This is a genomic window from Pseudonocardia acidicola (assembly GCF_012911935.1).
GTDB classification, from domain to species: Bacteria; Actinomycetota; Actinomycetes; order Mycobacteriales; family Pseudonocardiaceae; genus Pseudonocardia; species Pseudonocardia acidicola.
In genome coordinates this window covers 1-18503 of sequence record NZ_JAAXLA010000101.1, presented here as the reverse complement: position 1 = coordinate 18503, position 18503 = coordinate 1, and the positions used below count along the sequence as shown (strand labels likewise).

16 protein-coding genes and 2 riboswitches are annotated in these 18503 nt (G+C 75.7%); of the genes, 15 read left to right on the top strand and 1 reads right to left on the bottom strand.

Going from position 1 to position 18503, the window contains the following annotated elements:
* The coding region (locus HF526_RS31600; RefSeq protein WP_239029384.1) for a cobalamin biosynthesis protein at positions 1-936 on the top strand (936 nt) is incomplete at its 5' end.
* Here the strand turns inward: HF526_RS31600 and HF526_RS31595 are convergent.
* Positions 921-1823 carry an SURF1 family cytochrome oxidase biogenesis protein gene (locus tag HF526_RS31595; protein WP_169385319.1) on the bottom strand — a complete coding sequence of 301 codons (903 nt, stop codon included), beginning with the start codon at positions 1821-1823 and terminating at the stop codon, positions 921-923. The two genes, HF526_RS31600 and HF526_RS31595, sit on opposite strands and share 16 nt — an antisense overlap.
* Positions 1824-2072: 249 nt before the next feature.
* On the opposite strand from HF526_RS31595, the gene HF526_RS31590 reads away from it, so the two are divergent.
* The 14 genes from HF526_RS31590 (at position 2073) to cobT (ending at position 18430) form a co-directional block, all read left to right on the top strand.
* Complete coding sequence (locus tag HF526_RS31590) at positions 2073-3350, top strand: right-handed parallel beta-helix repeat-containing protein (protein WP_169385318.1); 1278 nt, start codon at positions 2073-2075, stop codon at positions 3348-3350.
* 54 nt (positions 3351-3404) lie between these two features.
* On the top strand, positions 3405-4937 hold the full coding sequence (locus HF526_RS31585) for a cobyric acid synthase (RefSeq protein ID WP_169385317.1): 1533 nt from the start codon (positions 3405-3407) through the stop codon (positions 4935-4937).
* Positions 4934-7030, top strand: coding sequence for a putative cobaltochelatase (locus HF526_RS31580; protein WP_420821673.1), 2097 nt, complete (start codon positions 4934-4936; stop codon positions 7028-7030). Before HF526_RS31585 ends, HF526_RS31580 begins: the two co-directional genes overlap by 4 nt.
* A 67-nt stretch (positions 7031-7097) precedes the next feature.
* Positions 7098-7712, top strand: coding sequence for a cob(I)yrinic acid a,c-diamide adenosyltransferase (gene cobO / locus HF526_RS31575; RefSeq protein WP_169385316.1), 615 nt, complete (start codon positions 7098-7100; stop codon positions 7710-7712).
* A gap of 4 nt (positions 7713-7716) precedes the next feature.
* Positions 7717-8694, top strand: coding sequence for an aldo/keto reductase (locus HF526_RS31570; RefSeq protein WP_169385315.1), 978 nt, complete (start codon positions 7717-7719; stop codon positions 8692-8694).
* Positions 8691-10073: a cobyrinic acid a,c-diamide synthase CobB gene (locus tag HF526_RS31565; protein WP_169385314.1), complete on the top strand. Its 1383-nt coding sequence runs from the start codon at positions 8691-8693 to the stop codon at positions 10071-10073. The genes HF526_RS31570 and HF526_RS31565 overlap by 4 nt, the downstream gene beginning before the upstream one ends.
* A 19-nt stretch (positions 10074-10092) precedes the next feature.
* On the top strand, positions 10093-10956 hold the full coding sequence (locus tag HF526_RS31560) for an LLM class flavin-dependent oxidoreductase (protein ID WP_169385313.1): 864 nt from the start codon (positions 10093-10095) through the stop codon (positions 10954-10956).
* A gap of 47 nt (positions 10957-11003) precedes the next feature.
* Complete coding sequence (locus HF526_RS31555; protein WP_338051889.1) at positions 11004-11405, top strand: cobalamin biosynthesis protein; 402 nt, start codon at positions 11004-11006, stop codon at positions 11403-11405.
* Between the two features lie 105 nt (positions 11406-11510).
* Positions 11511-11651, top strand: a riboswitch (cobalamin riboswitch).
* A gap of 33 nt (positions 11652-11684) precedes the next feature.
* Positions 11685-12899 carry a uroporphyrinogen-III C-methyltransferase gene (cobA, locus tag HF526_RS31550; RefSeq protein ID WP_211178093.1) on the top strand — a complete coding sequence of 405 codons (1215 nt, stop codon included), beginning with the start codon at positions 11685-11687 and terminating at the stop codon, positions 12897-12899.
* Between the two features lie 112 nt (positions 12900-13011).
* Positions 13012-13485, top strand: a complete 474-nt coding sequence (locus tag HF526_RS31545) for a MarR family winged helix-turn-helix transcriptional regulator (protein ID WP_338051888.1) — start codon at positions 13012-13014, stop codon at positions 13483-13485.
* An 81-nt stretch (positions 13486-13566) separates the two neighbouring features.
* A complete protein-coding gene (locus HF526_RS31540; RefSeq protein ID WP_169385310.1) occupies positions 13567-15357 on the top strand; it encodes a chloride channel protein in 1791 nt (596 codons plus the stop codon).
* 10 nt (positions 15358-15367) lie between these two features.
* Positions 15368-16012 (top strand): histidine phosphatase family protein, encoded by a 645-nt coding sequence (locus HF526_RS31535; protein ID WP_169385309.1) that lies wholly within the window; start codon positions 15368-15370, stop codon positions 16010-16012.
* Between the two features lie 16 nt (positions 16013-16028).
* Positions 16029-16202: riboswitch (cobalamin riboswitch) on the top strand.
* Positions 16203-16235: 33 nt separating this feature from the next.
* Positions 16236-16685 (top strand): SAM-dependent methyltransferase, encoded by a 450-nt coding sequence (locus tag HF526_RS31530; RefSeq protein ID WP_169385308.1) that lies wholly within the window; start codon positions 16236-16238, stop codon positions 16683-16685.
* A complete protein-coding gene (gene cobT / locus HF526_RS31525; RefSeq protein WP_169385307.1) occupies positions 16682-18430 on the top strand; it encodes a nicotinate-nucleotide--dimethylbenzimidazole phosphoribosyltransferase in 1749 nt (582 codons plus the stop codon). The genes HF526_RS31530 and cobT overlap by 4 nt, the downstream gene beginning before the upstream one ends.
* The last annotated feature ends 73 nt before the right edge of the window (positions 18431-18503 follow it).

Sequence of the window (18503 nt, the reverse complement as noted above, 5' to 3'; positions counted from 1 at the left end):
GCGCGGGGGCGGGCCGGCGGGCTGGTGCTGGGGATGGTCGCGGACGCGCTGCTCGGTGACCCGCGGCACGGGCACCCGGTGGCGGGGTTCGGCTCGGTCGCCGCGGCGCTGGAGCGGCGCTGGTACGCCGACCGGCGACTGGCCGGGGCGGGCTACACCGCGGCGCTGGTCGGTGGCGCGGCGGGGCTCGGCGCGCTGCTGGAGCGGACGCCCGCGGCCCGGACGCTGCTCACCGCGGCCGCCACCTGGGCGGTGCTCGGCGGGACGTCGCTGGCCCGGGAGGGCGCGGCGCTGGCCGGCGAGCTGGAGCGCGCCGATCTCGCCGCCGCCCGGCTGCGGCTGCCCGGCCTGTGCGGGCGCGACCCGGCGGCGCTGGACGCGGCCGGAATCGCCCGGGCCGGGGTGGAGTCGCTGGCGGAGAACACCTCCGACGCCGTGGTCGCGCCGCTGTTCTGGGGTGCGGTCGCGGGGATGCCGGGCCTGCTGGGCTACCGCGCGGTGAACACCCTGGACGCCATGGTCGGCTACCGGTCGGCGCGCTACCAGCGGTTCGGCTGGGCGGCGGCCCGGCTCGACGACGTCGCGAACCTGATTCCGGCCCGGGTGGCGGCGCTGCTGTTCGCCGGCCTGGCCCCGGCCGTCGGCGGTTCACCGAGGGCGGCGCTGGCCGCCTGGCGCCGTGACGCGCGGGCGCACCCCAGCCCGAACGCCGGGCCCGTCGAGGCCGCGGCCGCCGGGGCGCTGGGGGTGCGGCTGGGTGGGCTCACCGTGTACCCGCACGGGGCCGAGCAGCGCCCGTCGCTGGGGACGGGGGAGCCACCGCGGGTGGCGGACCTGCGACGCGCGGCGCGGCTGTCCCGGCTGGTCGGCCTGGCCGCCGGTGGTGCCGCCGCCGGGGTCGCGCTGCTGCGCGGTGCGCGTCAGCGGCGGCCGTAGCGGTCGGCGAGCGGGGTCTCGGCGGGGGACGCGGGGTCCGCTCCGGGGCTGTCGGGGCGCTCGCCGCCCTCGGTGTCCTCGTCGGCGCCCCACCCGTCGCGACCCGCCAACGCGTCGCGCATCGCCTCCTTCGCCTTCCTCGACGTGGGGCCGCCGCGCCGCTGCAGCCACTCCAACCGGATGAACAGCCCGAGCGCGACGATCGCGATCGCCCCGAACGTGAGCCACTGCAGCGCGTAGGAGAAGTTGGTGAACGGCGCCCCGGTGGCGTCGACCTGCACCGCGAGCGGGCCGAGCACGCCGGGCTGGTCCGCGGAGAGCTGCAGGTAGCCCGGCATCAGGTTCAGGCCGCTGGCCGCGGCCAGAGTCCGGGAGTCGGCGGCGTACTGCTGCCGGTGGCCCTGCAGGGTGAGCACCCCGCGGTTCTGCGGGTCGGTCTCGTCGACCCGCAGCCGCGCGGTCAGGGTCACCGCGCCCGCCGGCGGCGCCGCGTACGCGGGCACGCTCTCGCCGTCGCTGGGAACGATGTAGCCGCGGTCCACGGCGACGAGCCGGCCGTCGTTCGTGCGCAGCGGGGTCAGCACCTCGAAAGCGGGCTTGCCGTTGACGACGCGCAGCCGGACCAGCGTCTCGGCCTCGGGCAGGTAGGTCCCGGTCACCTGGACCTGGCGCCACTCGACGCCCGGGGTGACGGCGGCGCCGGCCGGGACGAGCTCGTCCAGCGGGACGGGCGCGATGTGGTACGAGTTGTCGATCGCCCGCTGCTGGCTGTCGCGTTCGGCCTCGCGGCCGAACTGCCACGGGGCCAGCAACGTGTAGCAGGCGATCGCGAACCCGATCACCACCGCGATGAAGACGAGCCAGCCCGGACGCAACAGGAACCGCACACCCCTACGGTAGGCGTTCCCCGCTGGTCGAGGTCGGGCGCGTCACCCTCCGTGCCCGACGAGGCCGCCACCTGCGGGCGGCCGGTGTCCGCCGATCGGGGTGAGAGGGCCACCCGCCGGGGTGGAAGCCGGAGCCGATGGCGTCACCGCGCGCCATCCTGCGCGCACACGCAGGGGCGTGCCGCCCGGCATGGTGCCCGGGTCGGTTACGGAGGGGAACGGAACATGCGCGCTGAGGGGGAAGCGGCGGTGCGATCGCGACGGGGGAAGGCTCGCAGGGGCACATCGGCGGCCCTGGCCGGGGCCGCCGCGCTGGGGCTCGGTCTGCTGACCGCCGTACCGGCCGCGGCGCAGCCGGCGAAGCCGATCGTCGTCGGCGTCGCGGGCCCGGCCTGTCCCGCTCCGGCCTTCGCGACGATCACCGCGGCGGCGACCGCGGCCCCGGCGGGGTCGACGATCACGGTGTGCCCGGGCACCTACACCGGAACGGTCGTGGTGACCAAGCCGTTGACCTTCCTGGGTGCCCGGCGCGGCGTCGACGCCCGGACCGGTCGCACGAACCCGCTCGCGGAATCGGTGGTGGACGGCGGCGGTGGCGCCGGCTTCCGCATCGAGCCCGGGGTGAGCGGGGTGACGATCGACGGGTTCACCATCCGCAACGCCGGCACCCCGCAGCAGCGGGCCGACGGCATCGACGCGTTCAACGGCGGCAGCGGCTTCACGATCGCCGACAACATCATCACCGAGACCAGCTTCGGCGTGAACCTCAACTCGAACGGTGCGACGCCCAGCACCATCACCCGCAACCGGTTCGTCGACAACAACCGGACCGGCGGGCAGGGCGGATCCGGCGTCTTCGTCTCCAGCGGCCCCGGCAACAACCTGGCGATCATCGACAACCTGTTCCGCGGGCACAGCAGCGCCGCGGTGAACACCGCCGGTGACCCGTCGAGGGCCTCGACGGGGCTGCGGATCGAGCGCAACCAGAGCATCGACGACGCGACGTTCGCCGTGATCGTCAACGCGAGGGGGGCGAGCGTGGCGAACAACCAGATCGTGCGGGCCCCCGCCACGGCGGTGCCGATCGGCAGCGCGATCCTGGTGGGCGGCAACACCACCGGCGTGATGGTCGCCGGGAACGCCATCGCCGGCGGCGACGCGACGGGCATCCGGGTGAGCAACGCGTTCGGCCCGCCCAACGTCGGGCTGACCGTCGCCGGGAACCAGATCGTCAACCGGCAGGACGGCATCCGGCTCACCCGGCAGACCTCGGGCCGGATCAGCGGCAACGAGGTGGCGGGGAGCAGCAACGTCGGGATCCTGCTCGACCGCGACGCCGACGCCGCCGGGATGCCGATCCCGGTCGACAACACCGGCGTGACGGTGTCGGGCAACCAACTGGCCGGCAACCGGGTCGCCGACTGCCAGGACACCAGCAGCGGCACCGGCACCGCGGGGACGGCGAACACCTGGACCGGCAACATCGGCTTCCGCAGCAGCCCGGCCGGGCTGTGCTCGCTGTTCTGAACCCGCGATCGAGGCAGCCGGAGCCGCGGTCGCCGGCCGGGCGATACTGACGGCGTGCAGGGTGCGCTGCTGGTCGCCGGGACGACGTCGGATGCGGGCAAGAGCGCCCTGGTGGCGGGGATCTGCCGCTGGCTGGTGCGCCGCGGGGTGCGGGTGGCGCCGTTCAAGGCGCAGAACATGTCGAACAACTCGGTGGTCACCGTCGACGGCGGGGAGATCGGGCGGGCGCAAGCGATGCAGGCGCACGCGTGCGGGCTCGAGCCCAGCGTCGCGTTCAACCCGGTGCTGCTCAAACCGGGCAGCGATCGGACGTCGCAGGTGGTGGTGCTGGGCCGGGCGGACGGGCAGGTCAGTGCCCGGTCCTACCGGGACCGCACCGCGGCGCTGCGTGGGGTGGTCACCGACACGCTGACCGACCTGCGGGCGCGCTACGACGTCGTGGTGTGCGAGGGCGCCGGGTCCCCGGCGGAGATCAACCTGCGGGGCGGCGACCTGGCGAACATGGGCCTGGCCCAGGCCGCGGACCTGCCGGTGATCGTGGTCGGCGACATCGACCGCGGCGGTGTGCTCGCGCACCTGTTCGGCACCGTCGCGGTGCTCGACCCGGCCGACCAGGCCCGCATCGCCGGGTTCGTGATCAACAAGTTCCGAGGGGACCCGGCGCTGCTCGAACCCGGGCTGGAGCAGCTGCGCGCGCTGACCGGGCGGCCCACCTACGGGGTGCTGCCGTGGGCCGAGCGGCTCTGGCTCGACGCCGAGGACTCGTTGTCGGCGGTGGCCGACGGGGTGCTCGGCCGGCCCGCGCCGCCGCACGGCGCGCAGTGGCTGCGGGTCGCGGTGGTGCGGTTGCCGCGGATCTCCAACGCCACCGACGCGGAGGCGCTGGCCTGCGAGCCGGGCGTCGCGGTCCGGTACGTCACCGAGCCGTCGCGGCTGCTGGACGCCGACGTGGTCGTGCTCCCGGGATCGAAGGCGACCGTCGCGGATCTGGCCTGGTTGCGCGGGTCCGGGCTGGCCGACGCCGTCCTCGCGCACGCCCGCGCCGGCCGGCCGGTGCTGGGGATCTGCGGGGGCTACCAGATGCTCGGGCGGCGGATCGTGGATCCGGGCGGGGTGGAGGTGCCCGGCGGCGCCGACGTCGCCGGCCTCGGGCTGCTCGACCTGGAGATCGCCTTCGACGCCGGCAAACACCTCGGGCGGCCGTCCGGACGCGGGCTCGGCGAGCCGGTGCACGGCTACGAGATCCACCACGGGCGGGTCGTGCGCTCGGGCGATCCCGCGTTCCTGGACACCCCGGCCGAGGGCTCGGACACCGGCGGCGTGCTGGGCACCCACTGGCACGGGTTGCTGGAGAACGACGCGTTCCGCCGCGCGCTGCTCGTGCGGCTGGCCGCGCAGGCCGGGCGCACCGGGTTCCGGGTCGCGCCGGGCACCTGCTTCGCCGCGGAACGGGCCGCTCAGCTCGATCTGCTCGGCGATCTGGTCGAGCGGCACCTGGACACCGGCGCGCTCGAACATGTCATCGATCACGGTGCGCCCCCGGAGCTGCCGGTGCTGGCGACCGGTCTGGCAGGCTCGGCGCGGTGAGTACTGCGACGACGGTGCCGCGCTTCCCGTTCTCCGCGGTCGTGGGCCACGACGACCTGCGACTGGCGTTGCTGCTCAACGCGGTGCACCCGGGAGTCGGCGGAGTTCTGGTGCGTGGCGAGAAGGGCACCGCCAAGTCGACGGCGGTGCGGGCGCTGGCCGCGCTGCTACCCGGCCTGCAGGTCGTCCCGGGTTGCCGGTTCGGTTGTTCGCCCGAGGCCCCGGACCCCGACTGCCCGGATGGCCCACACCCCGCGGGCGGGACCGGGGAGATCCGCCCCGCGCACCTCGTCGAGCTGCCGGTCGGGGCCACCGAGGACCGGCTCGTCGGGTCGCTGGACCTGGAGCGCGCGCTGTCGGAAGGGGTGCGCGCCTACCAGCCGGGGCTGCTCGCCGACGCCCACCGCGGGGTGCTCTACGTCGACGAGGTCAACCTGCTGCACGACCACCTCGTCGACCTGCTGCTCGACGCCGCGGCGATGGGGCGGGCCCACGTCGAGCGCGACGGGGTGTCGGTGTCGCACGCGTCCCGGTTCCTGCTGGTCGGCACGATGAACCCGGAGGAGGGCGAGCTGCGCCCGCAGCTGCTCGACCGGTTCGGGCTGACCGTGGAGGTGCGCGCGGCGCGCGACGTCGACACCCGGGTCGAGGTGGTCCGGCGCCGGCTGGCGTTCGAGGCCGACCCGGCCGGCTTCGCGGCGGCCTGGGCGGGCGCGGAGGCCGACACGGCGCGCCGGATCGCCGACGCCCAGGAGCGGGTCGGCTCGGTCCGCCTCGACGACACCGAGCTGCGCCGCATCGCCGCCGTGTGCGCGGCCTTCGACGTCGACGGGATGCGGGCCGACCTGGTGATCGCCCGGGCCGCCGCCGCGCACGCCGCCTGGCGCGGGGCCGACGCGGTCGCCGAGCAGGACGTGCGGGTCGCCGCCCGGCTCGCGCTGCCGCACCGGCGCCGCCGCGACCCGTTCGACGAGCCGGGCATCGATCAGCAGGCACTCGAGGACGCGCTCCGCGCCGCCGCCGAGCAGGCCGAGCCGGAGCCCGAGCCCGAGCCGCCGGACGGCGGGGGCGGGGGAGCGCCGCACGCCCGGACCGAGGCCGGCGCCGGCGATGGTGAGGATGCCGACCGGCCCACCGGCCCGGCGACCTCCGGTCCGGCGCAGAGCGACCCGCCGCGTGCCGGGGCCGACGGCCCCACGGGTGAGGCCCCCGCGGCGCAGGAACAGCCCAGCGGCGACGGCCCCACCCGGGCAGCGCCGCCGCCGTCGACGCCGTTCCGGGCCCGGCGCCTGGAGGTCCCGGGGGTCGGGGAGGGCGCGCCCGGCCGCCGGTCGCGGGCCCGCACCGACGCCGGCCGGGTCGTGCGTGCGGGTGACCACACCGGTGGGAGCCCGCATCGGGCCGCCGACCTGCACCTGCCCGCGACGATCGCCGCCGCGGCGCCGCACCAGCTGGCCCGCGGACGGACCGGGGCCGGGTTGCGGCTGCAGCGCGACGACCTGCGGCACGCCGTCCGGGAGGGCCGCGAGGGCAACCTGGTGCTGTTCGTCGTCGACGCGTCGGGCTCGATGGCCGCGCGCAAGCGGATGAGTGCGGTGTCCGGCGCGGTGCTGTCGCTGCTGCGCGACGCCTACCAGCGCCGGGACAAGGTCGGGATGGTGACGTTCCGCGGCCTGGGCGCCGAACTGGTGCTGCCGCCGACGTCCAGCGTGCCCGCCGCGCAGGTCCGGCTCACCTCGATGCGCACCGGCGGGCGCACCCCGCTCGCCAGCGGCCTGCTGCGGGCCCGGCGCGCGCTCGCCGCCGAGCGGCTGCGCGATCCGCGGCGGCGCCCGCTCCTGGTGCTGCTGACCGACGGCCGGGCCACGGTACCGGCCCGACCCGGCGGCGACCCGGTGCACGACGCCTATCGGGCCGCCGGGCTGCTCGCCGACGACGGTGTGCACACCGTCGTGGTGGACTGCGAGTCCGGGCCGGTGCGGCTCGGGCTGACCGGCCGGATCGCCGAGGCCGCGGGCGGCGTGCTCGTCACGCTCGATGAACTGTCCGCCGAGTGCGTCGCCGGCGTCGTCCAGTCCTACCGGGCGGCGTAGCGCCCGTGCGCGGATAACGCTGTTCCCGCGACTGTTTCCGCTCACGAGCCGATCGAAGGGAGGCCCCATGCCGCAGGGCAGGGTCGCCGAGGTTCCGCAGGACGGGCTGACCACCCGGCAGCGCCGCAACCGGCCGTTGCTGGTGGTGCACACCGGGGAGATGAAGGGCAAGTCCACCGCGGCGTTCGGGCTGGCCCTGCGCGGCTGGAACCAGGGCTGGTCGATCGGGGTGTTCCAGTTCGTCAAGTCGGCGAAGTGGAAGGTCGGTGAGGAGGCCGCGTTCCGCGCCCTGGGCCGGGTACACGAGCAGACCGGCGAGGGCGGGCCCGTCGAGTGGCACAAGATGGGTGAGGGCTGGTCGTGGGCCCGCAAGCAGGGCACAGAGGCCGACCACGCCGCGCAGGCCGCCGAGGGCTGGGCGGAGATCCGGCGCCGGATCGAGAGCCGGGCCCACGAGGTCTACGTGCTCGACGAGTTCACCTACCCGATCAAGTGGGGCTGGGTGGACGTGCACGAGGTCATCGACGTCCTGGCCGCGCGCGAGGGCCGCCAGCACGTGATCATCACAGGGCGGGACGCCGCCCCCGAGCTGATCGAGGCGGCCGACCTGGTGATGGAGACGACCAAGATCAAGCATCCGATGGACGCCGGCCAGAAGGGCCAGCGGGGAATCGAGTGGTGATGCGATGAGGTATGCACGGCTGGGAAGCACCGGACTACAGGTGTCCCGGATCTGCCTGGGGATGATGAGCTACGGCTCGTCGAGCTGGCGGGACTGGGTGCTCGACCTCGACGCCGCGCGCCCGCTGGTGCGCCGCGCCGCCGAGCTCGGGATCACCTTCTTCGACACCGCCGACGCCTACTCCCTCGGCGTGAGCGAGGAGGTGACCGGCACGCTGCTGCGCGAGTTCTTCGCCGACCGCGAGGACTACGTGCTGGCCACGAAGGTGTTCATGCCGATGGGCGAGGGACCCAACTCCGGTGGCCTGTCGCGCAAGCACATCCTGTCGAGCATCGACGCGTCGCTGCGCCGGCTGGGCACCGATCACGTGGACCTCTACCAGATCCACCGGTGGGACCCGAACACGCCGATCGAGGAGACGATGGAGGCGCTGCACGACGTCGTGCGCGCCGGCAAGGCCCGCTACATCGGCGCGTCGAGCATGTACGCCTGGCAGTTCGCCAAGGCCCAGCACGTCGCCGACTCCCGCAGCTGGGACCGGTTCGTCTCCATGCAGGACCACTACAACCTGCTCTACCGCGAGGAGGAGCGGGAGATGCACCCGCTGTGCCTCGACCAGGGCGTCGGGGTCATCCCGTGGAGCCCGCTGGCCCGCGGCATGCTGGCCGGCAACCGGACCCGCCGGGAGAAGCGGACCACCCGGGCCCGCAGCGACGACTTCGCCGACCGGCTCTACAACGAGGCCGACTTCGCGGTGGTCGACGCGCTGACCGAGGTCGCCGCGAAGCGCGGGCTGCCACCGGCCCAGGTCGCGCTGGCCTGGCTGCTGCACAAGCCGACCGTGACCGCGCCGATCATCGGGGCGACCAAGCCGGGGCACATCGAGGACGCGGTCGCCGCCGTCGACGTCGAGCTGACCGACGACGAGATCGCCGCGCTGGAGAAGCCCTACGTGCCGCACCCGGTGCTCGGTCACCGGTGACCGCCCGGGGGGTGGTGATCGCCGCACCCGCCTCGGGCAGCGGCAAGACCACCGTCGCCACCGGGTTGATCGCCGCACTGCGCCGGCGCGGGACGGTCGTCGCGCCGTTCAAGGTGGGCCCGGACTACATCGACCCGGGCTACCACACGCTCGCCGCCGGCCGGCCGGGGCGCAACCTCGACCCGGTGCTGGTCGGGGCGGAGCGGGTCGCGCCGCTGGCCCGGCACGGCGCGGCCGGGGCCGACGTCGCGGTCGTCGAGGGCGTGATGGGGTTGTTCGACGGCCGGGTCGCCGACGGGTACGGCTCGACCGCGCAGGTCGCCGGGCTGCTCGGGGCGCCGGTGGTGCTGGTGGTGGACTGCCGCGGGCAGTCGCGCAGCCTGGCCGCGTTGCTGCACGGGTTCCGGTCGTTCGACTCCGGGCTGGATCCGGCGCCGCGGTTGGCGGGGGTGATCCTCAACCGGGTCGGCAGCGAGCGGCACGCCGGGGTGCTGCGGGCCGCCGCGGCCGAAGCCGGGTTGCCGGTGCTCGGCGCGCTTCCGCGGTGCGCGGAGCTGGCCGTGCCGTCGCGGCACCTGGGGCTGGTCACGGCGGTCGAGCACGGGTCCGCGGCGACGGCGGCGGTGGACGCGATGGCCGAACTGGTCGCCGCCCACGTCGATCTCGACGCGGTCGTGCGGCTCGCCGAACCGTTGCCCGCCGGACCGGCCTGGTCGGCGGCTGACGCCGCTCGTGCGCGGAAATCGTCGCCGGAACAGCGTTATCCGCGCACGGTGGTGGCGGTGGCGGGCGGGGCGGCGTTCACCTTCGGCTACGCCGAGCACGTGGAGCTGCTGGCCGCGGCGGGGGCGGAGGTGGCGGTGGTCGATCCGCTGCGCGACGAGACGCTCCCGGAGGGCACGGCCGGGCTGGTGCTGCCCGGCGGGTTTCCCGAGGAACACGTCGCCGCGCTCGGGGCGAACGCGCCGCTGCGGGCGGCGATCAGGGAGCTGGCCGGCCGCGGCGCCCCGATCCACGGCGAGTGCGGCGGGCTGCTCTACCTGTGCGCCGACCTCGACGGCGAGCCCATGTGCGGGGTGCTGGCGGCGTCGGCGGCGATGACCGGGCGGCTCACCCTGGGCTACCGCGACGCGGTCGCGCTGAGCGAGTCGGCGCCGTTCCCGGCCGGGAGCCGGGTCGCCGGGCACGAGTTCCACCATGCCGCCGTGACCCCCCGGGCGGGTGGGGCGCCGGCCTGGGCGTGGCGCGGCGGTGAGCCGGAGGGCTTCGTCGCCGGCGGGGTGCACGCGTCGTTCCTGCACACCCATCCGGCAGGCGCCCCCGACGCCGTCGCGCGTTTCGTCGCCCGGGCTGCGGGTAACGCCTGGTCCTCCGCGTGAGCGACCACCAGGAGGACGCGTGGACATCGGCATCGGCCTCCCGACCACCATCCCGGGTACCGACGGCCCGACCGTGATCGAGTGGGCCCGCGAGTCCAACGAGCGGGGCTTCTTCAGCATCGGCCTGGCCGATCGCATCGTCTGGGACAGCTACGACCCGATCCCGGTGCTCGGCGCTGCGGCGGCCGCGACCGACGAGGTCCGGCTCACCACCGTGCTCGTCACCCCGTACCGCGGCAACGGAGCGATCCTGGCCAAGCAGCTGGCCGGCATCGACCAGCTGTCCCTCGGGCGGCTCACCGTCTGCCTGGCCGTCGGCGGGGCGGGTGACGACGCCCGGGCGGCCGGCTGCGATTACGAGCGGCGCGGCACGGTCCAGGACCGGATCATCGAGGAGCTGCGGGAGGTCTGGCGTGGGGCCCCCCGGCCGGGTGGGGTGATCGGCCCGCCGCCGGCCCAGCCGGAAGGGCCGCCGCTGCTGATCGGCGGGTACGGCCGGGCCGCCCTGCGGCGGGTCGCGCAGTATGCCGGCGGCTGGATGGCCGGTGGCGGCGGGCCCGAGGCGTTCCGCGGGACCGCACAGCGCGTGCAGGAGGCGTGGGAACGTGCCGGGCGCGACGGGGTGCCCTATTTCGCAGCCTCGGCCTACTACGCGCTGGGCGAGCACGCGAAGTCGGTGGCGCGCCAGTACCTCCTGGACTACTACCGCTTCGTCGGTGACGCCGCCGAGCGCATCGCCGACAGCGTTCTGACCGACGCCGACGCGGTGCGCAAGCAGGTCGCCGAGTTCGCCGACGCCGGCTGCGACGAGCTGGTCTTCTTCCCGTGCGCCGCGGACGCCGACGAGATCGACCTGCTCGCCCGGGCGACGCTCGCCCAGTAGGGGGTTCCGCGCTGCCTGCTGCCGGTACAGCCCCCAGACTGGGGCCCGTGACCCTGGTCGTCGGGATCGGCAGCGTCCGCGGCGTCTCCGCCGTCGCCGTCACCGCGCTGCTGGACCGGCTCTACTCCGAGCACGACCTCGACCCGGGGGCAGTCCGGGCATACGCGAGCGTCGACCGCCGCGCCGGCGAACCGGGCATCCTCGCCGCGATCGCCCCGGCGGCGCTGCGCACCTACCCGGCCGCCACCCTCGACGTCATCCCGGTCCCGAATCCCAGCTCCCGGGTCCGGGACGGCGCCGGGACCCGCAGCGTGGCCGAGGCCGCCGCGTTGCTCGCCGCCGCCGAGCTGGGCGGACCGGCGGGAGCACGGGCGGTGCTGGTCGTGCCGAAGATGATCGGCGACGGGGTGACGGCGGCGGCCGTCCGGATCGTGCCGGCCTCGCGGTGACCCCTCGGACGGCGTGCTGACCTGCACCGGAGGTAGCGCGGATCACGTGTGAGCTTCCGTTCGGGGCAGCTGCGCGGCCTGTCCCGATCGCCCGGCCGGCGGTTATGCTGCCCCGGATCGGCAGCACGGGAACCCGGTGCGAATCCGGGACGGTCCCGCCACTGTGACCGGGGCGCTCTCCCGGTAGTCAGACCCCGTGCCGCCGTTGATCGTCGCCGCCGTTGATCGTTCCAGTGGGGACACCGGAGCCGGGCGTGGACACCCGGAGAGGGAGTGCCGTTGAGCGCGCACACGGAGCAGTACCTGGTCGGGCTCGACCTGGCCGGTCGCCGCGTCGTCGTGGTCGGCGGCGGACAGGTGGCCCAGCGGCGGGTGGCCCGGATGATCGCCGCGGGCGCCGTCGTCGAGGTCGTCGCGCCGGAGGTCACCCCCGCGGTCGAGGGCATGGCCTCGGCCGGCGAGCTGGCCTGGACCGAGCGCCGCTACACCGACGGCGACCTCGACGGCGCCTGGTACGTGCTGGCCTGCACCGACGATCCGGCGGTCAACGCCGCGGTCGGCGCGGAGGCCGAGCGGCGCCGGGTGTTCTGCGTGCGCGCCGACGACGGCGCCGCCGGCACCGCCGTGACCCCGGCGGTCGGCGAGTACGACGGGCTGACCGTGGGGGTGCTCGCCCGGGGCCGGCACCGGCGCTCCGCGGCCGTACGGACCGGACTGCTGGAGGCCCTGCGCGCCGGCATCGTCGATGACCAGGCCGAGCCGGTCCGGCCGGGGGTCGCGCTCGTCGGCGGCGGGCCCGGCGACCCCGAGCTGATCACGGTGCGGGGCCGGCGGCTGCTCTCGCGCGCCGACGTCGTCGTCGCCGACCGGCTGGGTCCGCGCGACCTGCTCGAGGAGCTCGGCCCGCATGTCGAGGTCGTCGACGCCTCCAAGATCCCGTACGGCCGCGCGATGGCGCAGCAGCGGATCAACGAACTGCTCGTCGAGCACGCGCGCGCCGGGAAGTTCGTGGTCCGGCTCAAGGGCGGCGACCCGTTCGTCTACGGGCGCGGTTTCGAAGAGGTCATCGCCTGCACCCAGGCGGGGGTCCCGGTGACCGTCGTCCCGGGTATCACCAGCGCGTTCGCCGCACCGGCCGTGGCCGGCGTCCCGGTGTCGCACCGCGGGGTGGCGCACGAGATCGTCGTCGTGTCCGGGCACGTCGCGCCGGACGACCCGCGCAGCCTCGTCGACTGGGCGGCCCTGGGCCGGATGCGCGGCACCGTGGTGCTGATGATGGCCGTGGAGCGGATCGGGCTGTTCGCCGCCGCGCTGGTCGAGCACGGACGGCCCGCCGACACCCCGGTCGCGGTGATCCAGGACGGCAGCACCCGCATCCAGCGCACGCTGCGGGCCACGCTGTCCACCGTCGCCGCGCAGGTGCGTGAGCACGAGATCAGCCCGCCCGCGATCGTCGTCGTCGGGCCCGTCGCAGGGCTGAGCGCGACCGGCTGACCCCGCCCCTGCGGGTGGGGTTGATCACGAATCCGCCTCCGGATCACGACATCCGGCACGTATCGGGCGACCGATGTCGCGGTTGACGATTGCACAGTGCAATTATGTCCTGGTGCAACGAGGTGTCGAGCCCGCCGACGCGCTGATCGACGCGGTGATGTCGGCCAGCCGGGCGCTGGTCGCCGTCGCCGCGCGCTCGCTGGCCGCCGTCGACGAGGAGGTCACGCTGCCGCAGTACCGGGCGCTGGTCGTCCTCGGCCAGCGCGGCGCGCTGCGCCCGGCCGACCTCGCCACCGCACTCGCCGTCACCCCCTCGACCGCGACCCGGATGTGCGACCGGCTGGTCGCCAAGGGCCTGATCGGGCGGGAGCGCTCCGACACCGACCGGCGCGAGGTCCGGGTCGGGCTCAGCGCCGGCGGCCGGACGGTGGTCGACGAGGTCACCCGGCGGCGGCGCGCGGAGCTGGGCCGGCTGCTCGGAGCGCTGCCCGCGGACCGGCACGCCGCCGTGGTCGCCGCGCTGCGCAGCTTCGCCGACGCGGCGGGCGAGGTGCCCGAACCCGACTGGGCGGCCGGGCTCGGCTGAGACCCGGGTCGAGAACGTCGCGCCCGCCGGGACCCCGGCCGGCCGGTGCGACCGAGCGGACCGGGGCAGCGGAGGGCGATGATGGCGGTGGCACAGGCGACCGGGGCGACGGCGCGGAGCGGGACCGGCGGGCCGTTGCGCGCCGCGCACGACTGGCTGCGCGGCTCGCAGCCCGGTCTGGTCGGGCTCGCGCTGCTGATCGGGGCGGGCGCCGGGCTGGGTGCGGTGGTGTTCCGCTATCTCATCCTGTGGTTCACCGAGCTGTTCACCGGCCGCGCCGACTACAGCGACGCCGGTCGGGTCGCCAGCCCGCACTTCCCCGGGCTGGGCGTGTTCTTCCTGCTCCTCGCACCGGTGATCGGCGGGCTGCTGTACGGGCCGCTGGTGAACCGGTTCGCCCGTGAGGCACGCGGGCACGGCGTTCCCGAGGTGATGTTCGCGGTCGCCCGCAACCGCGGCCGGATTCCTGCCCGGGTGGCCGTGGTCAAGTCGCTGGCCTCGGCGCTGTGCATCGGCTCGGGCGGCTCGGTGGGCCGCGAGGGGCCGATCGTGCAGATCGGGTCGGCGCTGGGCTCGTCGATCGGGCAGTGGTTGCGGGTGCCCGACCACCGGTTGCGGCTGATGGTGGCCTGCGGGGCGGCCGGCGGCATCTCGGCGACGTTCAACGCGCCGATCGCGGGTGTGTTCTTCGGCCTCGAGCTCATCCTGCGCAGCTTCTCCGCCGAGGCGTTCGGGGTCGTCGTGCTGTCCTCGGTGACCGCGGCCGCGGTCGGCCGGGCGGTGCTGGGCAGCGCGCCGTTCATCGTGCTACCCGGCTTCACGATGCACTCGCCGCTGGAGTACCTGTGCTACGCCGGGCTCGGACTGCTCGCCGGGCTCCTCGGCTGGGCCTTCGCCCGGGTGCTCTACGCGATCGAGGACCTCTGCGACTGGGCGTGGCGCGGCCCCGAGTGGCTGCGCCCGGCCGTCGGCGGGTTGCTGCTGGGCGGGCTGCTGCTGGTGCTGCCGCAGATGTACGGGGTCGGCTACCCGGTGCTGGAGAAGGGGGTCACCGGCGGCTACGCCCTCGGCTTCCTGCTGGTCCTGCTCGTGGGCAAGATGATCGCGACCAGCCTGACGATCGGTATCGGCGGCTCCGGCGGAGTGTTCGCGCCCTCGCTGTTCGTCGGGGCGATGGGCGGCACCGCGTTCGGCATGGTGATGCAGGCCGCGTTCCCTGCGCTGCACATCTCGCCGGGTGCGTACGGGCTCGTCGGGATGGCCGCGGTGTTCGCCGGGGCGAGCCATGCGCCGATCACCGCGGTGCTCATCGTGTTCGAGCTGACCGGCCAGTACTCGATCATCCTGCCGCTGATGGCGGCCGTCGTGCTGGCCACCGGAATGAGCCACCTGGTCTCCCGGGAGACGATCTACACGCTGAAGCTGCTGCGCCGCGGCGTGGATCTCAACGCCGACCACGACGCCGCCGCCCGGCCGGACGTGCTGCACACGCTCACCGTCGGCCAGGCCATGCGCCCGCTGCCCGCCCCGCTCGCCGCCAGTGCCGGGCACGCGGAGATCGTCGAACGGCTGGCCGCGGCGCGCTACGGGGCGCTGCCGGTGCTCGACGACGAGGGCTACCGCGGCGCGGTCACCGCGACGGCACTGAACGGCACCGACGACGGCGACCGGACCGCCGTCGAACTGGCCCGCGACCTGCCACCGTTGCGCGCCGACCGCACCCTGGACGATGCGCTGGACGCGCTGCGCGAGCACGAGGGCACCGGGCTGCCGGTGGTGGCGGCCGACGGCGGGGAGCCGATCGGCTGGCTCGACCACCGCGACGTGCTCGCCGCCTACGGCGCCGCCCGGCCCGAGCCGGCGCCCGCCTAGGCTGCGGGCCGTGCTTCCCGGACCGGTCACCGTGCACCTGGTCCGGCACGGCGAGAGCACCTGGAACGCGGCCGGGCGGCTGCAGGGCCGCACCCCGCACGTCCCGCTGTCCGAGCGGGGGCACGCGCAGGCCGCGGGCGCCGCGGCGGTGCTGGCCGGGCGCCCGGTCGGCGCGGTGCTCTCCAGCGACCTGCTGCGGGCCCGGCAGAGCGCGGCGCCGATCGCCGCGGCGCACGGCTTGCCGGTCCGCGGCGAGCCCGCGCTGCGCGAGCAGGGCCACGGAACGTGGGAGGGTCGCCCGGTCGCGGGGTACGCCCCACGGCTCGCGGCCGCCGCCGCGGACTGGGCGCCGCCCGGCGGGGAGAGCGCCCGCGCCCTGCACGCCCGGGTCGCGGCCTTCCTGGCGGCGGTGCTCAGCACCCGACCGGCCGGTGAGCTGGTCCTCGTCACCCACGGCGAGACGATCCGCGCCGCGCTGGCCGTGTTGCACGGCCATCCCGCCGAACGGATGCCCGCCGCGCTGCCCGGCAACGGCGAGGTGCTCACCGCGCGCCGGGGCACCCCGGCGGGGCCATGGAGAATCAGCCGGGGAGAATCAGCGCTGCCGGTTGACCCGGCCGGCGCGCCGGACGTGGCGAACACCCCTCTCGCTTGACCCCGCCGACGCGCTGTGGTCGAGTCGGGGTGACGGCAGTGGAGGAAGCCGGTGGGAATCCGGCGCGGTCCCGCCACTGTCACCGGGGAGCGCGTCCCCACCTCGTGGCCACCGCGGGCAACCGTGGGAAGGCCGGGCGGCGCCGCGGCGATCCGGGAGCCAGGACACTCGCCGCCGTCGCACGGATCCCGCAGGAGAGGGCGCGGACCCTCGAGGAGGCACGATGGCCGGCGACGGTCCTGATCTGTTCCCACGGCGTCGCGGCGGCCTGCCCGGTGCGCGCTGTCACCGTGGTCCCCGGACGCGCACCGGCACCCTGATCGGGCTGGGCGTCGGCCCGGGCGAGTCCGGGACGCCGGCCTCCGGCGCCGTCGACCGGCTCGCCGCCGCCGAGGTGGTGTTCGTCCCCGGGGACACCGAGGCCACCGTGCTGTTCTACGCCGAGGCGTGGCGCGTCGAGCGGATCGACGGGTCCGACGCCGCGGCCGCGGCCCGGCGGGTCGCCGACTGGTTCGCCGCGCACCCCGGCGGCACGGCCGTGTTCGCGACCGCAGGGGACCCGGGCGACTCGCGGCCGTTCGCCGTGGCCGCTCGCGGACTCGGCCGCGCGGTGCGGGTGCAGCGGCTGCCCGGAGTGACGATCGTGCCCCCGCGGCGCCTCCCGCTGGCATGAGCGATCCCGTGACCCCGACCGGGGACGCCGCCGCCTTCTACCGGGTCGTCGAAGGCCGCCGCGACGTCCGTACCGGGTTCCGCCCCGATCTCCCGGTCGACGACGCCGTGCTCACCCGGGTGCTCGGTGCGGCGCACGCCGCGCCCAGCGTCGGCTTCTCCCAGCCCTGGGACTTCCTGGTGGTGCGCGACCCGGACGTGCGGGTCCGGGTGCACCGGCTCGTCTCCGAACAGCGCGCGGTGTACGCGGCGTCGCTGCCTGCGGCCCGGGCCGCCGCGTTCGCCGACATCAAGATCGAGGCGATCCTCGACACCCCGCTCAACATCGTCGTCACCTGCGACCCGATCCGCGGTGGCCGGCACACCCTGGGTCGCTACACCCAGCCGTCGATGGGCCCGTACTCCACGGCGCTGGCGGTGCAGAACCTGTGGCTGGCCGCCCGCGCCGAGGGGCTCGGCGTCGGGTGGGTGAGCTTCTTCAGCGACGACGGGGTGCGGGAGCTCGCCGGGCTGCTCGGGCTGCCGGAGCACCTGGAGATCGTCGCCTACCTGTGCGTCGGGCACGTCGACGCGTTCCCGTCCCAACCGGAGCTCGCCGCCGCGGGCTGGGCCCGGCGCCGGCCGCTGTCGTGGGCCGTGCACCACGAGACCTACGGACACCGGGCGCTGCCCGGGGCGGTGCCCGTGGACCTGCTCGCCGAGACCGTCGCGGCGATCGAGCCGGTGTCGCAGGAGGCCCGGGCGGCCGCGCGGGACCGGCTGGACCGGATGACCAAGCCGCGCGGCTCGCTGGGGCAGGTCGAGGACGTCGCCGTCACGCTGTCCGGGATCGCCGGTTCGTGCCCGCCGCCGCTGCCCGAGCCCGCCGCGGTCGCGGTGTTCGCCGGCGATCACGGCGTCTACGCCCAGGGGGTCACCCCGTGGCCGCAGGAGGTCACCGGTCAGATGGTGGCCAACTTCCTGGCCGGCGGTGCGGTGGTCAACGCGTTCGCCCGCCAGCTCGGCGCCGAGGTGTGCGTGGTCGACGTGGGCGTCGCGGTGACGCTGGACGCGGTGCCGGGCCTGTTGCCGCGGAAGGTGGCGGCCGGTACCGCGGACATGACCGCGGGGCCGGCGCTGACCCGGGAGCAGGCCCGAGCCGCCGTCGAGGCGGGCGTCGAGACCGCGCGTGACCTGGTGGCCGCCGGTAACCGGTGCCTGATCACCGGGGACATGGGCATCGCGAACACCACTGCGGCCGCTGCGCTGATCTGCACGTTCACCGGCGCCGACCCGGCCGCGGCGACCGGGCGCGGGACCGGCATCGACGACGCCACGCTGTCGGTCAAGACCGACGTCGTGCGCCGGGCACTCGCCCTGCACCGCCCCGACGCGGGCGACCCGCTCGGTGTCCTCGCCGCGTTCGGCGGGCTGGAGCACGCCGGGCTGGCCGGGTTCATCCTGGGCGCGGCGGCGCTGCGGGTGCCCGTGCTGTTGGACGGGGTGAACGCCGGCGCGGCCGCGCTGGTGGCCGCCGCGTTCAACCCGGACGCGGTCGGGGTGTGCCTGGCCGGGCACTGCTCCGCCGAGCCGGGTCACGGCCTCGCGCTGGCTCACCTCGGGCTGGACCCGCTGCTGGATCTGGGGATGCGGCTCGGGGAGGGCACCGGTGCGCTGCTCGCCCTGCCCGTCGCCCTGGGGGCCGCCCGCGCCCTGCACGACGTCGCCACCTTCGATTCCGCGGGCGTCGCCGACAAGGACGCCTGACCCCACACCCCGCCTGGACCGCTCGCGAGCCCGTGCCGGAGTGCGTCAGGTCTCCACAGCGCGCGTTGGGGGT